General features: G+C 61.9%; 15 protein-coding genes. 6 read left to right on the forward strand and 9 right to left on the reverse strand.

From position 1 onward, the window contains the following. Window positions 1-20: 20 nt before the first annotated feature. From Q9451_RS15720 to Q9451_RS15730, 3 genes are all read right to left on the reverse strand, one after another. On the reverse strand, window positions 21-665 hold the full coding sequence (locus Q9451_RS15720) for a DUF2589 domain-containing protein (protein ID WP_012272517.1): 645 nt from the start codon (window positions 663-665) through the stop codon (window positions 21-23). 64 nt (window positions 666-729) lie between these two features. Further along, on the reverse strand, window positions 730-1110 hold the full coding sequence (locus Q9451_RS15725; protein WP_012272516.1) for a Mor transcription activator family protein: 381 nt from the start codon (window positions 1108-1110) through the stop codon (window positions 730-732). Window positions 1111-1359: 249 nt separating this feature from the next. Further along, window positions 1360-1818 carry a hypothetical protein gene (locus Q9451_RS15730; protein WP_012272515.1) on the reverse strand — a complete coding sequence of 153 codons (459 nt, stop codon included), beginning with the start codon at window positions 1816-1818 and terminating at the stop codon, window positions 1360-1362. Between the two features lie 151 nt (window positions 1819-1969). Here Q9451_RS15730 and Q9451_RS15735 point away from each other — a divergent pair, with 151 nt between their 5' ends. After that, window positions 1970-2158: a hypothetical protein gene (locus Q9451_RS15735; protein WP_003248064.1), complete on the forward strand. Its 189-nt coding sequence runs from the start codon at window positions 1970-1972 to the stop codon at window positions 2156-2158. 36 nt (window positions 2159-2194) lie between these two features. Here the strand turns inward: Q9451_RS15735 and Q9451_RS15740 are convergent, their stop codons facing one another. After that, window positions 2195-2569 (reverse strand): hypothetical protein, encoded by a 375-nt coding sequence (locus Q9451_RS15740; RefSeq protein ID WP_012272514.1) that lies wholly within the window; start codon window positions 2567-2569, stop codon window positions 2195-2197. A gap of 195 nt (window positions 2570-2764) precedes the next feature. Here Q9451_RS15740 and Q9451_RS15745 point away from each other — a divergent pair, with 195 nt between their 5' ends. Next, complete coding sequence (locus Q9451_RS15745; protein ID WP_012272513.1) at window positions 2765-5074, forward strand: acylase; 2310 nt, start codon at window positions 2765-2767, stop codon at window positions 5072-5074. 66 nt (window positions 5075-5140) lie between these two features. Here the strand turns inward: Q9451_RS15745 and Q9451_RS15750 are convergent, their stop codons facing one another. Continuing rightward, the gene (locus Q9451_RS15750) at window positions 5141-5863 is read right to left on the reverse strand and encodes a UDP-2,3-diacylglucosamine diphosphatase (protein WP_012272512.1); all 723 of its coding nucleotides are present in this window, start codon (window positions 5861-5863) and stop codon (window positions 5141-5143) included. Beyond that, window positions 5860-6360 carry a peptidylprolyl isomerase gene (locus Q9451_RS15755; RefSeq protein ID WP_012272511.1) on the reverse strand — a complete coding sequence of 167 codons (501 nt, stop codon included), beginning with the start codon at window positions 6358-6360 and terminating at the stop codon, window positions 5860-5862. The genes Q9451_RS15750 and Q9451_RS15755 overlap by 4 nt, the downstream gene beginning before the upstream one ends. Window positions 6361-6608: 248 nt before the next feature. Here Q9451_RS15755 and Q9451_RS15760 point away from each other — a divergent pair, with 248 nt between their 5' ends. Beyond that, entirely contained in the window at window positions 6609-8312 is a 1704-nt protein-coding gene (locus Q9451_RS15760) for a glutamine--tRNA ligase/YqeY domain fusion protein (RefSeq protein WP_012272510.1), read from the forward strand. Window positions 8313-8321: 9 nt separating this feature from the next. Next, window positions 8322-9704, forward strand: coding sequence for a cysteine--tRNA ligase (cysS, locus tag Q9451_RS15765; RefSeq protein WP_012272509.1), 1383 nt, complete (start codon window positions 8322-8324; stop codon window positions 9702-9704). Between the two features lie 33 nt (window positions 9705-9737). Here the strand turns inward: cysS and Q9451_RS15770 are convergent, their stop codons facing one another. From Q9451_RS15770 to csiR, 3 genes are all read right to left on the reverse strand, one after another. After that, entirely contained in the window at window positions 9738-11129 is a 1392-nt protein-coding gene (locus tag Q9451_RS15770; protein ID WP_012272508.1) for a HAMP domain-containing sensor histidine kinase, read from the reverse strand. Then, on the reverse strand, window positions 11107-11787 hold the full coding sequence (locus Q9451_RS15775) for a response regulator transcription factor (RefSeq protein WP_012272507.1): 681 nt from the start codon (window positions 11785-11787) through the stop codon (window positions 11107-11109). The genes Q9451_RS15770 and Q9451_RS15775 overlap by 23 nt, the downstream gene beginning before the upstream one ends. A 74-nt stretch (window positions 11788-11861) precedes the next feature. Further along, window positions 11862-12557 carry a DNA-binding transcriptional regulator CsiR gene (gene csiR, locus Q9451_RS15780; protein ID WP_012272506.1) on the reverse strand — a complete coding sequence of 232 codons (696 nt, stop codon included), beginning with the start codon at window positions 12555-12557 and terminating at the stop codon, window positions 11862-11864. A 196-nt stretch (window positions 12558-12753) separates the two neighbouring features. Between csiR and glaH the strand changes: the two genes are divergently transcribed. Continuing rightward, window positions 12754-13731, forward strand: coding sequence for a glutarate dioxygenase GlaH (gene glaH, locus Q9451_RS15785; protein ID WP_012272505.1), 978 nt, complete (start codon window positions 12754-12756; stop codon window positions 13729-13731). Window positions 13732-13845: 114 nt separating this feature from the next. Continuing rightward, the gene (lhgO, locus tag Q9451_RS15790; protein ID WP_012272504.1) at window positions 13846-15096 is read left to right on the forward strand and encodes an L-2-hydroxyglutarate oxidase; all 1251 of its coding nucleotides are present in this window, start codon (window positions 13846-13848) and stop codon (window positions 15094-15096) included. The last annotated feature ends 64 nt before the right edge of the window (window positions 15097-15160 follow it).

The following is a 15160-nucleotide window of genomic DNA, read 5'->3' on the forward strand; positions in this document are numbered from 1 at the left end:
GAGGGTGAAGTGCAAGGGTCTTAAGGGGTCGGTAGTTTTTCAGGCTCAGGCCCTTTCAAGGTATCGGCCTGGGAAATTTCGTCCGGGCTTTCCAGCGCGGCCGTTCTGACAACGGTTGGCTTGGTCGCGGCGTCAGTCAGAAACTCGATTACCCTCATCATCGCTTCGGGCGGTTCCTGGCGTTTCAAGGTCGTGTTGAAGGCATAGCGGGCGCGGGTATCTGTCTTGCGGGTTTGCGTGGACTTGTGGCTCACGCTGCCTTTCACGTTCAGCTTGAACGGCCCCCAGCCCAGGGAGGCGGTCGTTTCTGCATTCATGTCCTTGCTGGATACATCTTCGGACATCTGGCTGATGACCAGCTCGAACTCGACATTACCCTCTTCAATGGAAATGTTCGGGTGGGTAATGGCCGCCAGCAGCGGCACTTTCATGGTCTTGCTGACCACACCCTTGTATTCGCCTTGTTCGTCGACGATGGTTTCGTCGTAGTCGAACTGGATGGCGACGGCCTTGCCATCCTGGACGCACACCTGCATCAGGAAGTCGGCGTACGATTTACTGGCAGTCACCTGCGCCTGGACCATGGCCTGCAAGGGGCCAGCAATCAGGCGGTCCATCGGCAGGGCGTTGATGACGGAGCCAATCAGGCTGTTATCTATCGACATATAAGGAAACTCATCTTCTGGTGGGTTGAGGCAACCGCATAAGGGCTGCTACGGTGCTTGGGTATCAGCGCGTGCAAGGCTCCTGGCGCCGGATGTTGCCGATCTGGCGCAGGCTCAGGCCGTACTTGTTCGCCAGCAGGCTGCGTGACAAGCCGTTGGCGCTTTCCTTCTGGATCTGCTGGTTGCGCAGTTGGCGCAGAAAGTGGTCAGCCTTGGGAATTTCCAGTGCGACCCCGGCAAAGCGCTTGATCAGTGCGTCTAACGCTTCGGCTGGCAGCACGTCGGCGAGCTTGGTGCGCTCGCGGTGCTTGGGAATGTATTTGGGCCTGCCGCCGTAGGCGCAGGTGAGCTGGTAGGCGTTTTCGATACCGATACACTCGATCAAGGCCTGCAACGAGTGGGGCAGTTGGCTGATATCGATCTGGCTCAAATCTGGCAGTTGCATATGGCGCTCCTTCGGGATGGGTGGATGTGCGACCCGATCACCCACGGCGTTATGTCGAAGGTGTGAGCAAATTCTGTGCGACAGCCAAGGCGCGTCGCTAGGCGACATAGGGGCTGGGGGTTGTAGCTTCGGTGAGTAGGTTTTGCAGGCAACGATATCTGGCGGTGTAGGAAATCGCGTTGACTTCCGGCTGTACCGTAAGGCGACCCATCTGGTTACTCCCATTGATGCGAATGGGTCAGGCAACCATCAGTCGCACGGATAGCTGCTCAGCAAGCTGGCGCTAGCCAGGTAGGCGTGAGGGGTGGCGCGCATGCCTTGGGGCAATGTGCGCCAATCGACCAACAGGCAAAGCGCATGCAACGGCTGCCCGTTGCGCTGGCCAATGGCCGGGCCGGCAAAGCTGCGGCGGTACAGTGCCTGTGTCTGGCGCAGTGCCTGTACCTGGTCGGCCTGGGCCAGGGTTTGCCGAGCCAGGTCGGGTAACCGGGCCGCAGGCACGCTGAAATGTACCGGCGCAGCACCAGCCTGCAGGTAGCCGGCCTGGCGGACACGTTGCCACAATTGTTGCCATTGGCTGGCACCGGCATGGGTAGCCAGCTGGTGGCCCAGTTCGAGCAGGTGTTCGTCAGGCGTCTGCTGGGTGTCCAGCGCATGAAGGGAGAGGGGGGACAGAAACAGCGATGCGAACAGCAACGTTTTGTACATGGTGCCTCCGGCATGGGTGCTTGGAACTCCCATGCTTTCAGGCCCGCGCTGCCCCACCCAGCAGGAAATACAGCGCTGTGGGCAGTGACCGTTGTATCATTGCCGCCGCTCGTTGCGAGCCATTTGCCCCTGATGTTGCAAGGAACCTTCGATGACACACGTGCAGCGCCTCAAATATTCACTTTTGATCATCCTGGTGGTACTGGGCCTGATGCTGGGCCTGTCCCATCTGCAGAAACAGGGCACAATCAGTGAACAGACCTTCCAGATGCTGGCCATCGCCATTGCCGTGGTGGTCGTGGTGATCAACGGCATTCTGCGGCGCAAGGTCAAGCCCTGATCTGCGCGGGCCGGCCAGGCATGGCCGGCCATGCGCTCAGCGCGAGAGTGTTTGCTCCAGTACGGCACGCGCCTGGGGGTTGAGGCTGTAACATTTGTCGCTACCCAGCTGGATGACGCCTTCGGTGCACAGGCGCTTGAGTACTTCGCGCACACTGAGGAACGACAACGGGATATCCAGTTGTTCCAGTTGTGCATGCACACCGCGCACGCCAATACTGCGGCCATTGCGGTCGGCGGCGTGCAAAGCGTCGATCACCTTGAGGCGGATCAGGCTGGTGCGCAGGCCGAAGGTGCGCAGCAGCTCGCGGATCTGTTCATTGCCGATGCGTTCTTCAGAAAAAGCGTCCTGTCCATTGGGCGCTTTGCCTGGGACGCGCCCGGCCTGGATCGAGGGTTGCGGGTTGTACATGTGAATGCTCCTTTTCGTGGACGAACCCGAAATGTGGTTGCCTCACTTACTAGGACGAATGAGAACGCAAAAACTGCAACCCACTCGTAAAAAAATGCCTGCTCCTCATCAAGACGTTCCATCGCCTTGTAATACGTAAAATTTTCATCTGGCCATTCGTCTGATCGGGATGACCCCCGAATCCGAGGAGTGCCCGTGTTTCCACTTTCCCGTCCCATGACGTGCGCCGGCCTGGCCGCTGCCCTGGTGGCCTTCAGTATCGGCGTACAGGCGCAGCCCGCCGTAGCCGATAGCAGTGCCCAGATCCGCCGCACCAGTTTTGGCGTGCCGCATATCGTGGCCAAGGATGAGCGCGGCCTGGGTTATGGCGTTGGCTATGCCTATGCCCAGGACAACCTGTGCCTGCTGGCCAATGAAGTGCTGACCGTGAGCGGTGAGCGATCGCGCTTTTTCGGCGCCAAGGGCAAGACCCTGGAGCAGCGTGACAACCTGGCCAGCGACCTGTTTTTCACCTGGCTCAACAGCCCTGCGGCGGTCGATGCGTTCCTGCAGGCACAGCCAGCGCCGGTACAGGCACTGCTGGCGGGTTATGCCAGCGGCTACAACCGGGCATTGGCCGAGCGCCGTGGCCAAGGGCTGCCCGCCGAATGCGGCGAGGGTGAGTGGGTGCGGCCTATCAGCAGCCAGGACCTGGTCAAACTGACCCGCCGGTTGCTGGCCGAGGGCGGTGTCGGGCAGTTCGTCGAGGCGCTGGCGGGGGCACACCCTCCAGCACTGACCCGCCAGGCATCCTCAGCGGGTTTTGCCGCTGCGCTGGCCCGGCAGGAGCGGTTCGCCTCGGAGCGTGGCAGCAATGCTGTGGCAGTAGGTGCGCAGCGTTCGGCCAATGGCCGCGGCCTGTTGCTGGCCAACCCCCACTTCCCGTGGATGGGCGGCATGCGCTTTTACCAGATGCAACTGACCATTCCAGGCCAGCTCGACGTGATGGGCGCAGCATTACCGGGCCTGCCGATGATCAACATCGGTTTCAACCAGCACCTGGCGTGGACGCACACCGTCGACACCTCTAAGCACTTCACCCTCTACCGCCTGCAGCTCGACCCCAAGGACCCGACGCGCTACTTGCTCGATGGCAGGTCGCTACCGCTGGCCCGGCAAACCATCCGTGTGGCGGTCAAGGCCGAGGATGGCAGCCTGAGCCAGGTAGCGCGGCAGGTCTACAGCTCTCAGTTCGGCCCGGTGGTGCAATGGCCAGGTCGCCTGGACTGGGATGTGCATGCGGCCTACAGCTTGCGTGACGCCAACCTTGAGAACACACGTGTATTGCAGCAGTGGTACCAGATCAACCGTGCCGACAGCCTCGCGGCATTGAAGGGTTCGGTCGAGCAGTTGCAAGGCATCCCTTGGGTCAACACGCTGGCCGTGGACCAGGGTGGGCGGGCTTTGTACCTGAACCAGTCGGTCGTGCCCTATGTCGACCAGCAACTGCTGGATACCTGCAGCAACCCGCAGGCGCAAGGGCGCGTGGTGGTGCTGGATGGTTCGCGTAGCGCCTGCCAGTGGAAGGTGGACGCGCAGGCGGCGCAACCGGGCATTTTCCCGGCCCGCTTGCTGCCGAGCCTCGAGCGTGAAGACTTCGTGCAAAACTCCAACGACCCGGCCTGGATGGTGAACCCTGCACAGCCGCTGACCGGCTACTCGCCCTTGGTCAGCCGCAATGACCAGCCGCTGGGCATGCGTGGCCGTTTTGCCCTGCAGCGTTTGCAAGGCACCGCCCGGTTGGGTGTGGATGAGCTGCAGCGCATGGTCACCGATGACGAGGTCTACCTGGCCAGCCTGGTGCTGCCGGACCTGCTGCAATGGTGCAAAGGTGCCAGCGCGGATGTGCAGGCCGTGTGCAGCAGCCTGGCTGCCTGGAACGGCAAGGCCGACCTGGACAGTGGCATTGGCCTGGTGCATTTCCAGAATCTGTTCACTGCCTTGGCCGAGCACCCGGAAAGCTGGCGGGTGGCGTTCGACCCGGCCGACCCGCAGCACACCCCGCGCGGCCTTGCGGTCGAGCAAGCCGCGGTGCGTAAGCTGGTACACGATGCAGCACTGGCGTCGATCAAGCAGGTAAGTGAGAGTGGCGTGGCCGGGGAGGCGCGTTGGGGGCAGGTGCAGCAGGCGCTTGATGGCACGCCGGTACCGGGTGGCCCGCAGGCGCTGGGGGTGTACAACGCGATTTACAGCGTGCCGCACGGGCACGGCAAGCGGCTGGTGGTCAGTGGTACCAGCTACCTGCAACTGGTCAGCTTCACCGACAAAGGGCCAGAGGCGCGTGGGCTGCTGGCGTTCTCGCAGTCCAGCGAGGCCGCTTCGGCGCACGCCAGTGACCAGACCAAGGCCTTCGCGGCCAAGCAACTGGCGCTGATACCGTTTACCGAGGCACAGATCAAGGCGGACCCTGAGTACCGGGAATCGGTGATCAGTGAGCGGGACAAGGGGGCAATGGCGCAGCAGTAAGGCATGCTGGCCACTTCGCGGGTCACCCCCGAAGTGGCCAGTGCTGGCAACCCGCTGGTGTCGGGGTCAGGAAAACTCGAACGGCGCCAGCTGGAACCCTTGCTCGTCAACCTGCAGGGCCCAACCCCGGCGGTCCCAGTCGCCCAGCACGATGCGCCGTGCTGGCTGCCCATCGACCATCAGCTTGTGGATCGCCGGGCGGTGGGTATGGCCATGCACCAGCGTGCGCACGCCATGCGCCGCCATCACCTTCGGTACTTCCTCCGGCGTGACGTCGACAATTTCGGTGGATTTCATCCGCGTTTGCGTGCGGCTTTCGCTGCGCAGCTTGCGCGCCAGTTTGTAGCGGGACGACAACGGCAGGTGGCGCAAAATCCACAAGCTCAGCGGGTTGCGCAGCAAACGGCGCATTTTCATGTAACCCAGGTCGCGGGTGCACAAAGTGTCGCCATGCATCAGCAGCACCTGTTCACCGCCCAGCTCGATCACGCTGGGGTCGCTCAGTAGCGTGCAGCCTGCGGCGTCGCAGAAGGCCTGGCCAATCAGGAAATCACGGTTGCCGTGCATCAGGTAGATGGCCGTGCCGCTGTCGCTCAGCCGGCGCATCGCCTGGCAGATCGACTGCTGGAAGGGCGTCATGGCATCGTCACCGATCCACGCTTCGAAAAAGTCGCCAAGAATGTACAGCGCCTTGGCGTGGCGGGCACGGCCATCGAGCAGATCAAGAAACGCCCGGGAAATATCCGGGCGTTCTTCTTGCAGATGCAGATCGGAGATCAGCAGTATCACTCAATGATCTCGGCTTTCTCGATGATCACGTCGTCTTTCGGTACGTCCTGGTGACCCGCTTTGGAGCCGGTGGCGACTTTTTCGATAGCGTCGACAATTTCACGGCCTTCGATCACTTCGCCGAACACGGCGTAGCCCCAGCCCTGCACGTTCTTGCCGCTGTGGTTGAGGAAGTCGTTGTCGGAGGCGTTGATGAAGAACTGCGCCGAGGCGGAGTGCGGCTCCATGGTGCGGGCCATGGCGATGCTGTACTTCTTGTTCTTCAGGCCGTTGTCGGCTTCGTTCTGGATGCTGGCGCGGGTTTTCTTCTGGCTCATGCCGGCCTCGAAGCCGCCGCCCTGGATCATGAAGCCCTTGATGACACGGTGGAATACGGTGCCATCGTAGTGGCCTTCCTTGACGTACTGAACGAAGTTTTCGGTAGTCAGAGGCGCTTTCTCGGCGTCCAGCTGCAGGACGATGTCGCCGTGGTTGGTGCTCAGTTTGACTTTGGACATGCTGAAACTCGCTCTTTCAAGGCAATCAGAAATTAGGGTGCGCAGTGCGCGGGTTATCACCTGACGCAGGATCAGGCGAACTCGACACATGGCGCGCACTGGCCATTTTGCCAGGCTGCGGCAAAAAGCCGTGATAAATCACATCAGTTTGTTTGGGCCCGACTGTCAGCAGCTTGACTGCTTCGGCTATGATAGGCCCTTTGATTCAATCGGCCTACCCAGGCTGGACACACGCATTCAAGGATCCTATGAGCAAGCCCACTGCCGACAACGCGCCCAACGCCGCTGCCAAAGGCGCCCCCGCTGTCCCTGCGAACTTCCTGCGGCCGATCATCCAGGCCGACCTGGACTCGGGCAAGCACAGCAGCATCGTCACCCGTTTCCCGCCGGAGCCCAATGGTTATCTGCACATCGGCCACGCCAAGTCGATCTGCGTCAACTTTGGCCTGGCAAAGGAATTCGGCGGCGTCTGCCACCTGCGTTTCGACGATACCAACCCGGCCAAGGAAGACCAGGAGTACATCGACGCCATCCAGAATGATGTCAAGTGGCTGGGTTTCGACTGGGCCGGCGACGTGCGTTATGCCTCCGACTACTTCGACCAGTTGCACGACTGGGCGGTCGAGCTGATCAAGCAGGGCAAGGCCTACGTCTGCGACCTGACCCCTGAGCAAGCCAAGGAATACCGCGGCACCCTCAAGGAGCCGGGCAAGAACAGCCCGTTCCGCGAGCGCAGCGTGGAAGAAAACCTCGACCTGTTCGCCCGCATGAAGGCCGGCGAGTTCAAGGACGGCGAGCGCGTGCTGCGGGCCAAGATCGACATGGCCTCGCCGAACATGAACCTGCGTGACCCGATCCTGTACCGCATCCGCCATGCCCACCATCACCAGACCGGTGACAAATGGTGCATCTACCCCAACTACGACTTTACCCACGGCCAGTCGGACGCCATCGAGGGCATTACCCACTCGATCTGCACCCTGGAATTCGAAGGGCATCGTCCGCTGTACGACTGGTTCCTCGACAACCTGCCGGTGCCGGCACATCCGCGCCAGTACGAGTTCAGCCGCCTGAACCTGAACTACACCATCACCTCCAAGCGCAAGCTCAAGCAGTTGGTGGACGAGAAACACGTCGACGCCTGGGACGACCCACGCATGTCGACCCTGTCGGGCTTCCGTCGCCGTGGCTACACCCCGGCCTCGATCCGCAACTTCTGCGAAATGATCGGCACCAACCGTTCCGACGGCGTGGTCGACATGTCGATGCTGGAGTTCAGCATTCGTGACGACCTGGACCGCACCGCACCGCGCGCCATGTGCGTGCTGCGCCCGCTGAAAGTGGTCATCACCAACTACCCCGAAGGCCAGGTCGAGCAGCTTGAGCTGCCACGTCACCCGAAGGAAGACATGGGTGCGCGCGTGCTGCCGTTCTCCCGCGAGCTGTACATTGACCGCGACGACTTCATGGAAGAGCCGCCGAAGGGCTACAAGCGCCTGGAACCGGCTGGTGAAGTGCGCCTGCGTGGCAGCTACGTGATCCGCGCCGACGAAGCCATCAAGGATGCCGACGGCAACATCGTCGAGCTGCGTTGCTCGTACGACCCGGACACCCTGGGCAAGAACCCTGAAGGCCGCAAGGTCAAAGGCGTGATCCACTGGGTGCCGGCCGAGGGCAGCGTCGAGTGCGAAGTGCGCCTGTACGACCGCCTGTTCCGCTCGCCGAACCCGGAAAAGACCGAGGAGGGCGGCAGCTTCCTGGACAACATCAACCCTGGTTCGCTGCAAGTGCTCAGCGGTTGCCGTGCCGAGCCGTCGCTGGCGCAGGCGCAGCCCGAGGACCGCTTCCAGTTCGAGCGCGAAGGCTACTTCTGCGCCGACCTGAAAGACAGCCAGCCGGGCCGCCCGGTGTTCAACCGCACTGTCACCCTGCGTGACTCCTGGGGCAGCTGAGGAACCACCGTGCTTACCATTTACAACACCCTGAGCAAAGCGAAGGAAACCTTCAAGCCGCTGGATGGCAACAAGGTGCGCATGTACGTGTGCGGCATGACCGTGTACGACTACTGCCACCTGGGCCATGGTCGCAGCATGGTGGCCTTCGACCTGGTCACCCGCTGGCTGCGCAAGAGCGGCTATGACCTGACCTACGTGCGCAACATCACCGACATCGATGACAAGATCATCAATCGGGCCAACGAGAACGGCGAAACCTTCGACGCGCTCACCGCCCGCATGATCGACGCGATGCACGAAGACGAGCGTCGCCTGAACATCCTGCCGCCGGACCAGGAGCCGCGTGCCACCGACCATATCGCCGGCATGCACGCGATGATCCAGACCCTGATCGACAAGGGTTACGCCTACGCCCCGGGCAATGGCGACGTGTACTACCGCGTCGGCAAGTTCGTCGGCTATGGCAAGCTGTCGCGCAAGAAAATCGAAGACCTGCGCATCGGCGCACGCATCGAGGTCGACGAAGCCAAGCAGGACCCGCTGGACTTCGTGCTGTGGAAAGGCGTCAAGCCGGGCGAGCCGAGCTGGGAGTCGCCATGGGGCCCAGGTCGTCCGGGCTGGCACATCGAGTGCTCGGTGATGTCCACCTGCTGCCTGGGTGAGAGCTTCGACATTCACGGTGGCGGCAGCGACTTGGAGTTCCCGCACCACGAGAACGAGATTGCCCAGAGCGAGGCGGCCACTGGCAAGCAGTACGCCAACGCCTGGATGCACTGCGGCATGATCCGTATCAATGGCGAGAAGATGTCCAAGTCGTTGAACAACTTCTTCACCATCCGTGACGTGCTCGAAAAGTATCACCCGGAAGTGGTGCGCTACCTGCTGGTGGCCAGCCACTACCGCAGCGCGATCAACTACTCGGAAGACAGCTTGCGTGATGCCAAGGGCGCGCTGGAGCGCTTCTACCACGCCCTGCGCGGCCTGCCACGGGTGGCGGCCAAGGGTGGCGAAGCGTTCGTCGAGCGCTTCAGCATGGCGATGAACGACGACTTCGGCACCCCTGAAGCCTGCGCTGTGCTGTTCGACCTGGTGCGCGAGATCAACCGCCTGCGCGACAGCGACCTGGAAGCGGCTGCCGGCCTGGCTGGTCGCCTGCGCGAGCTCGGTGATGTGCTGGGTGTGCTGCAGCTGGAAGCCGATGACTTCCTGCGTGCGGGTGCCGAAGGCAAGGTCGATGCTGCCGAGGTGGAAGGCCTGATCCAGGCGCGTCTGCAGGCGCGTACGGACAAGAACTGGGCAGAGTCGGACCGTATTCGCGACCAGCTCACCGCCATGGGCGTAGTGCTGGAAGACAGCAAGGGCGCGACTACCTGGCGTCTGGCTGACTGATCGGCGTATAGGGGCCGCAAAGCGGCCCCGCTTTTACTTGGCCAGCCCCGCGAGCGGGCAGTGCAGCACTAACCTGGCTCCACCCAGCTCGCTCTCTCCAATCTCCAGCCCGAACCCATGCAGGTCGACGATCGCCGCAACGATCGACAACCCCAGCCCGAACCCGGCATGGCGGTGGCCTTCATCACTGCGGTAGAACCGCTTCAGCACCGCAGTACGCTCTTCTTCGGGAATGCCCGGCCCGCTGTCCTCGATGGCCAGGTGCACGCCGGTATCGTCCTGTGTCGCGAAAATCCGCACCTGCCCACCCTCGGGCGTAAACTTGATCGCATTGCCTACCAGATTGGCCAGCGCCTCGAACAGCAGTTCGCGGTCACCGTGCAGAGCCGGCAGCTGTGCGGGCTGGTGCAATTCCAGATGAATGCCGCCATCCTCGGCCAATGGCAGGTAAAAGTCGTGCAGTTCGACCAGCAGTTCATGAGGGTCCAGCTGGACGAAACCAGCCCGGCGCTGGCGGTCTTCCAGCTCGCTGATGCGCAGTAACCCACGAAAGCGCGCCATCAAGGTGTCGGTTTCGCCAATGGCCTGGTCCAGCGCCTCGGCTTGCGCGGAATCCACGTCGCTTTGCTGGCGAATCCGGTAAAGCTGGGCGCGCAGGCGGGTCAGCGGGGTGCGCAGGTCATGGGCAATGTTGTCGCACACGCCTTTGACCTCGTGCATCAACCGCTCGATGCGGTCGAGCATGGCATTGACGATGGCGGCCAGCATGTCCAGTTCGTCGCGCCTGGCCGACAAGGGCAGGCGGTGAGTCAGGTCTCCCGCGACGATAAGCTCGGCCTGGGCCTGGATCGCACGGATACGCTTGAGCGGGCGGCGGCGCAACAAATACCAGCCGGCAAAGCCTGGGATCAGCGTCAAGGAGATACCCCAGAGCAGGGCATCGAGAATGATCCGGGTAACCACGAACAGTGAGCCGTTGTCGCGGAACAGTACCAACCAGCGGCCATCCTGTACCTTGATCGCTACCGCATCGCAGCTGTCGCGGGGCAGGTGTGGGTCGTCGGCATCCAGGCAGCGTTTCAATTCATGGATCTTGCCGTCCAGCCTGAGCTCCGGGGGCAAGGCTCGCACACTGCCGCCAATCGGGTTGAGCTGGGTGTCGAACAAGCCATAGGCATCGAAGCTGCGCTCCTCGAAGGCCTGGCTGGCGATCAGGGCGTCGTCCAGTTGTTTGCCGCTCATGTGCGCGAACAGGTGCTGACGCTGCAGCATGGAGTGGCGGGTGAGTTTGTTCAGGTAGCTGGACACCTCGAAGTACAGCACCCCCATGAGGATGCTGCTCCAGGCCACGAACAGAAAGCTGTACAGCGCCAGCAGGCGGCTGGTCGAGGAACTCCAGCCTTTAGACGGGTTCAGCAATGGCATAGCCGGAGCCCCGTACCGTACGGATCAGCGGCGATTGGCCGGGGGAGTCGATTTTCTTGCGAAGGCGGCCGATGTGCACGTCGATCAGGTTGGTGCCCGGGTCGAAGTGGTAGCCCCAGACTTCCTCGAAAATCATCATCCGCGTGATTACCTGGCCGCTGTGGCGCATCAGGTATTCCAGTAGCTTGTACTCGGTGGGCAGCAGGTTCAGCGTGTTGTCACCGCGACGCGCTTCGTGGCTGATCAGGTCCAGTTGCAGGTCGGCGACCTGCAGGCGGGTCTGGGTCATGGGCACGCTGTTGCGGCGCAGCAACACCTCGACCCGCGCGGCCATCTCGTCGGAGGCGAACGGTTTGGTCAGGTAGTCGTCACCGCCGGCACGCAGGCCGCGCACCCGCTCATCGACGTCGGAGAGGGCGCTGATCATCAGGATCGGCGTGGCGATCTTGAGGCTGCGCAGGGTGGTGACGATGGTCAGGCCATCGACCTCGGGCAGCATGCGGTCCAGGGTGATCAGGTCGTAGCCGCCGGCAATGGCCTTGGCCAGGCCCTCACGGCCGTTGTCGGCCCAATCCACCTCCAGGCCGTGGCTGGTAAGTTCGGCGACGATTTCCTGGCCGGTGACGGCGTCGTCTTCGATGGTCAGTACGCGAGGCATGCTGGTTCCTGGGCATCTAATAGAGATTTGATTGTGCCAAAGAATAGACAACCGGCGATTTAAGAAAAATTCATCTAGCGTGCGCCGATACCTTCAGCATGCATGATCTGCGCAATGATCGGCACCGGGGTCATCAGGTGCGAGCGCATCATGGCGCTGGCGCGCTTGGCATCACGGGCGAGAATCACCTCGACCAGCGCTGCATGCTCCTGGCGCTTGAGCTCCAGCGCCTGCTCGGAAAACACCGTCTGCGTCAGCCACAGATGGCGGTAGCGTTCGGCCTGGTCGAACAGGTAGGTGCGCGCTTGCAGCAGGTGCTTGGAGCCGCAGCCCGAGGCGATGGCGGTATGGAACGCCTTGTGCCGTTCGTCCCACACGTCCAGGCGCTGTTCACGGGTTTTCACCTCCACCACTTTGGCCAGGGTGTGCGAGTGGGCCAGCACCGAGGCCTCCCAGGCGTCGTCGCCGCGTTCGATGGCCAGGGCGATGATCATCGCTTCCAGGTTGGCGCGGGCATCATAGATGTCGTTCATCTCGTCCAGCGACATGGGCGCCACCCGGTAGCCTTTCTGGCTTATCGCGTTGACCAGGTGCTCTGCCACCAGTTGTGACAGTGCTTCGCGCAGCGGGCCCACGCCCAGGTCGTAGCGTTCCTTGAGGGCGCTCATCAACAGTTTTTCACCGGGTTTGAACACGCCGCGGATGATGTCCTTCTTGAGCCTCTCATACCCGCTGAATGCTGAGTTTTGTCGGGGGGCGAGCGCTTCCAAGATCCTGTTCCTCAAAACGTTTTGCCGATCATACCGAAACCCTCTGCCGACGAAAAACAATGGACAAAAAAGTCTAATGTCGCTGAATGATAAAAATGTAGACATTTTGAGTTTGTAGCGATATTTTTACCTCGCCCGCACTGCTCCAGGTCACTACCGGACGGCGCCACACAACTTTTTTTGCCAGGACACTGCCATGAACGCCTTTACGCAGATCGACGAACTTGTCATGCCGCTGCCGCTCGAACCGCAGGGCTACACCATTGCCCCCTCGAAACAGTCGCCGCGCCTGCTGGAACTGACCTTTGCCCGGGAAACCGTCGAAGCGTTCGTGCAGGCGGTTGCCCAATGGCCGGTACAGGCACTGGAGTACAAGTCGTTCCTGCGTTTTCGTGTAGGCGAAATCCTTGACGAGTTGTGCCAGGGCACCTTGCGCCCGGTGTTGCTCAACACCATCCTCGACCGCGCCAGCGGCGGCATGCTGATTACCCCAGTCGGCCTGGACGACGTGAGCCAGGCCGAGGACATGGTCAAGTTCACCACCGCCTGTGCACACCTGATCGGCCGTTCCAACTACGACGCCATGAGTGGCCAGTTCTACGCGCGCTTCGTGGTGGTCAACAGCGATAACTCCGACAGCTACCTGCGCCAGCCGCACCGGGTCATGGAACTGCACAACGACGGCACGTTCGTGAACCAGATCACCGACTACGTGCTGATGCTGAAAATCGACGAAAAGAACATGGAAGGCGGCAACTCGCTGCTGCTGCACCTGGACGACTGGGAGCAGTGCGACGAATTCTTCCGTCACCCGATGGCACGCCGCGAAATGCGTTGGACCGCACCGCCGAGCAAGAAGGTGGCCGAAGATGTGTTCCACTCGGTATTCGACACCGATGCCGAAGGCCGCCCGACCATGCGCTACATTGACCAGTTCGTGCAGCCGGAAAACTACGAGGAAGGCATCTGGCTGAACGCCTTGTCCGATTCGTTGGAAGGCAGCGAGAAGAAGGTTTCGGTACCGGTGGGGGTGGGCAGCTTCCTGCTGATCAACAACCTGTTCTGGCTGCATGGCCGCGACCGCTTCACCCCGCACGAGGGGCTGCGCCGCGAACTGATGCGCCAGCGTGGTTACGTCGCTTTCCCTAAACCGCTGTACCAGCGCGGGCAATAATGACAGGGCGCGGGGCGGGCGCCCGCCCACGCGTCTTTGCACAAAACGATGCCACCTGGGCCCGCGCGGGCCTCGGTGAGCAAGCCAGGCAATGCCTGCGTGTGAGGTAAGGCTGTGTACGATTTCATCATTATTGGCGGTGGCATTGTGGGCATGTCCACGGCCATGCACCTGATCAAGGTCTACCCGGACGCAAAGATTCTCCTGCTGGAGAAAGAGTCTGGCCCGGCCCGCCACCAGACCGGCCACAACAGCGGCGTGATCCACGCCGGTGTGTATTACACCCCCGGCAGCCTCAAGGCGCGCTTCTGCCTGGAAGGCAACAAGGCCACCAAAGCCTTCTGCACCCAGCACGGCATCCGCTTCGATGAGTGCGGCAAGCTGCTGGTAGCCACGAACGACCTGGAAATGCAGCGCATGAAGGCGCTGTGGGAGCGTACTGCGGCCAATGGCCTGGAACGCTACTGGCTGTCGGCTGACGAATTGCGCGAGCGCGAGCCCAACATCGTTGGCATGGGTGGCATCTTCGTGCCGTCCAGTGGCATCGTCAATTACGCTGAAGTCACTGCTGCCATGGGCGCCGAATTCCAACGTGCCGGCGGTGAAATCCGCTATGGCGCCGAGGTGGTCGGCCTGCAGGAGCAGGCCAGTGAAGTGATCGTGCGCACTCAGCGCGACGAGTTCCGCAGCCGTTTCCTGGTGACTTGCTCGGGCCTGATGGCCGACCGAGTGGTGAGCATGCTGGGCCTGCGCACCGAGTTCGTAATCTGCCCGTTCCGTGGCGAGTACTACCTGCTGCCCAAACAGCACAACCAGATCGTCAACCACCTGATCTACCCGATCCCCGACCCGTCGATGCCTTTCCTGGGTGTGCACTTGACCCGCATGATCGACGGCACCGTCACCGTTGGCCCCAATGCTGTACTGGCGATGAAACGCGAGGGCTACCGCAAGACCGACGTCAGCCCCAGTGACTTGTTCCAGACCCTGACCACCCCTGGCATCCTCAAGGTGCTGGCGAAGAACTTCCGCCCGGGCCTGATCGAGATGAAGAACTCGCTGTTCAAGGGTGGGTACCTCAAGCAAGTACAGAAATACTGCCCGAGCATCACCAAGGCCGACCTCACGCCTTACCCGGCTGGTGTGCGTGCCCAGGCAGTATCGCGTGATGGCAAGCTGATCGACGACTTCCTGTTCGTCAACACCGCGCGCAGCGTCAACGTGTGCAACGCACCGTCGCCAGCTGCCACCTCGGCTATCCCGATCGGCGCCTATATCGTCGAGAAAGTTTGCGAGCAGGTCAGCCTCCAGGGCGGCAGCTTCCCCAAAGCAGACCTGGCTGCCAACCAGCGGGCGGCTAGCTGACACCGCCGTAGCACCTCTTGCGGTTTCGTTTTACTCAACCCGAACTGCCCTACTCACCATTTAG

The organism is Pseudomonas sp. NY8896 (assembly GCF_039634505.1).